The following is a 4262-nucleotide window of genomic DNA, read 5'->3' as shown; positions in this document are numbered from 1 at the left end:
AAGCCGAAAGGCCGCAGAAATGCGGCTTTTCCTAAATACATAAGTTAGCTTAACCTAACTTATCAATGTGCACGTGCCGGTTAGATAAATCTAACTATAAAAGGAGAGACAGCAATGCGAGAACACAAGAATTTCTGGGACAGAAATGCAGGTCGGTATGACCGCTTTATGCGAAAAGACAGAGAAGTATATGAAAAAATGTATGAGCTGATCCGGCCGGTCGTGAAAGACAAAACAGTGCTGGAGCTGGCTACTGGAACGGGACTGATCGCCAGGCACATCATAAAAGCAGCGGCACACATCGAGGCGACGGACGCCTCCGTGGAGATGATCGCCGAGGCAAAGCGGGATAATCAATCTGCAAAGCTACACTTTTCGGTGCAGGATATGTTCCGCCTGCCCTATGCAGACAAGTCCTTCGACGTGGTGATCGTGTCCAACGCGCTGCACATCGTGCCGCAGCCGGAGAAAGCCCTTGCCGAGATTCATCGGGTGCTGAAGGACGATGGCGTGCTCATCGCGCCGACCTTCACCCACGCGGGGAACTCGTTTTCCGGAAAGGTCAGGGCATTTTTCATGAAGCTGGCGGGCTTCCCTCTCCACAGCAAGTGGACAAGCGAGGAATACTTGCGCTTCCTGCGGCAAAACGGCTGGGCGGTGCGGAAAAGCGTTGTTCTGAAAGCCTCATTCCCGCTGACCTATGCCGAGTGTGAGAAAACGGAGGTGTGATATGTCATTCTTTGAAAACACCCGCAAGCCTGTGGGGCTTGGCGGGAAAATTATGGTTGCTATGATGAATCTGGGACACAGTCCCGTGGCGCGGTGGGGGCTTCGCTTTTTAGAGCTTGCGCCGGATGCCAGAGTGCTGGATTGCGGCTGCGGAGGAGGCGCCAATATCAAAAGGCTGCTGAAAAAATGCCCGCAAGGCATCGTCAGGGGTGTGGATTATTCTGCTGTCAGCGTAGAGAAAGCCCGGAATTTAAACCGGACTGCCATTCAGAAAGGGCGCTGTGCGGTGTGGCAGAGCAGCGTGGAACACATCATCTTTGAAAAGGATTGGTTTGATGTGGTTACCGCGTTTGAAACGGTCTACTTCTGGTCGGATTTGCCACGGTGCCTTCGGGAAGTCCGGCGGGTGTTGAAGCCCGGCGGGACCTTTCTCATCTGCAACGAAAGCAACGGTGACACGGACAAGGACGAAAAGTGGACGGAGATCATCGGCGGCATGACCATCTACAAAGATATTGAATTAAAGGCGTATCTGGAGCAGGCAGGCTTTCACGATGTGCAGATACACAAAAAGAAAAGTTGGCTCTGCATCACGGTGCGAAAATGAGGAGATCAAGCATGAGCATTTTTGCATCCATCCTGCACATGGCTTATAAGCTCTCCGGCGCGAAAAAGGCGTTCGCTTTGCCGGAGGATGCGCTGCAAAAGGAAATCGAAAAGCAGAACCGGCACCGCGGCATTTTTACGCCCACCGACCGCAAGGCGTATTATGAAACAATTACAGTGAACGGCTTTCCCTGTCTGATCGTGCGAGAGCGTCCGAAACCGTCCAAGCGTGCTATTCTCTATTTCTTCGGCGGCGGCATGGTGATCGGCCCCGATAAGGGCGACCTGCCTGTGATGCGCAAGCTCTGCCGCGAGACCGGCTGTGATGTGTGGTTTCCGTTTTACCCGCTCTGCATGGAACACTGCATTACTGAAACATACGCGATGGTGTACGAATGTTATCGAAAAATGATTACACTGTACGGCGGCGGAAATGTCAGTACTTGCGGCTTTTCCTCCGGCGGTGCGCTGGCGCTGGGCATTGCGGCGCACAACAACGCGCAGCCCGAACCGCTGCCGCAGCCGAGGCACATCGTCGCCGTATCCCCCGGTGAGGTGCCGTGGAACGATGCGGAAAAGGCGCGGATGCAGGCGCTCAATGAACGGGACGTCTCCATCGACTATGCCTTTATGGTGACAGTGAAAAAATTCATGCGGCACGGTTGCGAGAATGTGCCGGACTATATGCTTTCCGGCTCCCGGGGAGATTTTACCGGCGTAGGCGATATCCACTTCTTCTATTCTGCCGACGAGGTACTCTACGGCGCACTGCTGGACTTCGAGGAAGCCTGCAAACGGGCGAATGTCCCCTATACGGTGTCTGCCCGCCCGAAGATGGTGCATTGCTACTGTATGCTGCCGATCTTCAAGGAGGCAAAAGAGGACTTTGCGAAAATCGTGGAGATTTTGGAGAAATGAGGCCGGAAACGGTCGTGTGATGATTGAAACACGGAGGAAGAACCATGGAGCGAAATGAGATCATTTGCAGCGCATACCGAATGACGGGCGGAAACAATTTTTATGACGGCATGATCACCTGCTCTACCCTGAGTGGGAAAGCGGTGTGCCGTTTGGTGTGGGCAATGAACAAGGCAGAAAACGACGACTATCTGGAAAAAGCGTTGTCCGGGATTCCAGAGAATTTCTCCGGTAAGCTGCTGGAAGTGCCGGTGGGAACCGGCATTCTGACCATGTCGGTTTATCAGACTATGCCGGAGGCAGACATCACTTGCCTCGATTACTCGGCGGATATGATGGGGCAGGCACAGGAAAAGGCGGAGCACCTGCGTCTGAAAAATGTAACCTTCCGGCAGGGCGATATGGGGGCACTTCCCTATGCAGACGATACCTTTGACATCGTTTTGTCGCTGAACGGCTTTCACGCTTTCCCGGACAAGGAGGCCGCTTATCGGGAGCTTTTCCGGGTCTTGAGACCCGGCGGGACATTCTGCGGCTGCTTTTATGTGATGGGCGAGCACAAGCGGACGGACTGGTTCGTCCGGCGCGTCTATGAAAAGACGGGGTTCTTCACACCGCCCTATGAGACGGCCTTCAGCTTGAAAAAACGGCTGGGGAAACTGTACGAAGCCGTAACACTTGGAACCGTGAAGAGCATGGCATGGTTCGTCTGCCGGAAAGCAGAATGAAGAGAACAGGGATGGTTTTACAAACGATTCCGGAAGGTTTTGGGCTGGGGGCACTGCTGCTTCTTGTCTGTGCTGTGGGCATCTGCAAAGGGGCTGTTGGGATGGTGCATCTTTACAGCCCGGCGGTGCAGCAGCGGTGCGTGAAGCTGGGACTTACAACACACGAGAAAATCAAGCGCAATTCTCTACTTTTCAAAGCCGTTTGCATTCCCGGCTATATTGGCTATGTGCTGGTTTGCGTCTATGGGATAAACGGTGCGCACGGCTTTGCGGCGAGCTTCTGGCAGCTGCTTGTCATCTTGTCCGTTATGAATCTCATCGACCGCTTTTTGATCGACGGCTATTGGGTGGAACATACGAACGCATGGACGATTCCCGGAACAGAAGATCTGAAGCCCTACATCACCGCAAAAGACAAGCAGAAAAAGTGGCTTTTCGGCCCGGTGGGCATGGCAGTCATAGCGATGGTGCTGGCGGCAATGATGACTATTTTTACTCACTGAGGGAGGAACCTATGAAATACAAAATCGAGAAAAACACCGTGCAGGAGACGTTGATCCTCCCGCTGTATTCACGGAAGCTGTGTACGGAGTTGTATCCGAACCTTTACCGGGACGAAACGGCGGTGCGTCTGATCGACCAGATCGACTACGACTTTTCAGAGGCAGAGAAAAATTCCCGCAGCCTGATGCAGCGTTTCGGTGCGCTGGAGGTCGCCATGCGGCAGAATGACCTTGCCTTTGAAGTGCAGGCGTACCTGAAAAACCACCCCTGCGCGGCAGTGGTCAATCTGGGCTGCGGGCTGGATAACACCGGCAGAGCCTGCGACAACGGCAGCTGTAAAATCTACAATCTGGACTTCCCGGATGTGATCGCTTTGCGGCAGCAGCTTCTGCCCGCCGGGGAGCGGGAGCAAAACATCCCCTGCAACCTGAAAGACCCCGCATGGTTTGACAAGATCGATGCCTCCGGCGGGGCGGTGTTCTTTGCCTCCGGGGTGTTCTATTACTTCCTGACGGAGCAGGTTCGGGAACTGGTGCAGGGGATGGCGGACGCTTTCCCCTGCGGAGTGCTGGTCTTTGATGCTGCCAACCGTACGGCGGTGAAGATGATCGCCAAAACGTGGCTCAGGACGGCGAAAATCAAGGATGTGGGAGCATATTTCGCGGTTTCGGATGCGAAAAGCGAGCTTTCCCCATGGGACAGCCGTTTGCAAGTATCCAGCAGGGGCTATATGATGGGCTACAACGACCTGAAAGACCCTTCCGTCAGCGGCTTTTT

6 protein-coding genes are annotated in these 4262 nt (G+C 54.1%); all 6 read left to right on the top strand.

What is annotated here, in order from left to right:
* The first annotated feature begins 114 nt into the window (after positions 1–114).
* Positions 115–729: a class I SAM-dependent methyltransferase gene (locus DW677_RS17505; protein WP_117471172.1), complete on the top strand. Its 615-nt coding sequence runs from the start codon at positions 115–117 to the stop codon at positions 727–729.
* A gap of 1 nt (position 730) precedes the next feature.
* Positions 731–1336 (top strand): class I SAM-dependent methyltransferase, encoded by a 606-nt coding sequence (locus tag DW677_RS17500; protein ID WP_117472590.1) that lies wholly within the window; start codon positions 731–733, stop codon positions 1334–1336.
* Between the two features lie 11 nt (positions 1337–1347).
* Entirely contained in the window at positions 1348–2253 is a 906-nt protein-coding gene (locus DW677_RS17495) for an alpha/beta hydrolase (RefSeq protein ID WP_207658709.1), read from the top strand.
* A gap of 44 nt (positions 2254–2297) precedes the next feature.
* The gene (locus DW677_RS17490; RefSeq protein WP_117472592.1) at positions 2298–2981 is read left to right on the top strand and encodes a class I SAM-dependent methyltransferase; all 684 of its coding nucleotides are present in this window, start codon (positions 2298–2300) and stop codon (positions 2979–2981) included.
* A gap of 11 nt (positions 2982–2992) precedes the next feature.
* Positions 2993–3484 carry a hypothetical protein gene (locus DW677_RS17485; RefSeq protein WP_117472608.1) on the top strand — a complete coding sequence of 164 codons (492 nt, stop codon included), beginning with the start codon at positions 2993–2995 and terminating at the stop codon, positions 3482–3484.
* A gap of 11 nt (positions 3485–3495) precedes the next feature.
* Positions 3496–4262 (top strand): class I SAM-dependent methyltransferase (locus DW677_RS17480; protein WP_242992240.1); only part of this gene is annotated, 767 nt, incomplete at its 3' end.

This window comes from Clostridium sp. AM25-23AC (assembly GCF_003435125.1).
GTDB lineage: Bacteria > Bacillota > Clostridia > Lachnospirales > Lachnospiraceae > Pilosibacter > Pilosibacter fragilis.
The sequence above is the reverse complement of the archived record's forward strand: the minus strand, read 5'-3'. Positions and strand labels throughout refer to the sequence as shown.

Excerpts from the sequence above, each read along its gene's own strand:
- DW677_RS17505 (WP_117471172.1), top strand. The coding sequence starts at position 115 with ATGCGAGAACACAAGAATTTCTGGGACAGAAATGCAGGTCGGTATGAC.
- DW677_RS17500 (WP_117472590.1), top strand. The coding sequence starts at position 731 with ATGTCATTCTTTGAAAACACCCGCAAGCCTGTGGGGCTTGGCGGGAAA.
- DW677_RS17485 (WP_117472608.1), top strand. The coding sequence starts at position 2,993 with ATGGTTTTACAAACGATTCCGGAAGGTTTTGGGCTGGGGGCACTGCTG.
- DW677_RS17490 (WP_117472592.1), top strand. The coding sequence starts at position 2,298 with ATGGAGCGAAATGAGATCATTTGCAGCGCATACCGAATGACGGGCGGA.
- DW677_RS17495 (WP_207658709.1), top strand. The coding sequence starts at position 1,348 with ATGAGCATTTTTGCATCCATCCTGCACATGGCTTATAAGCTCTCCGGC.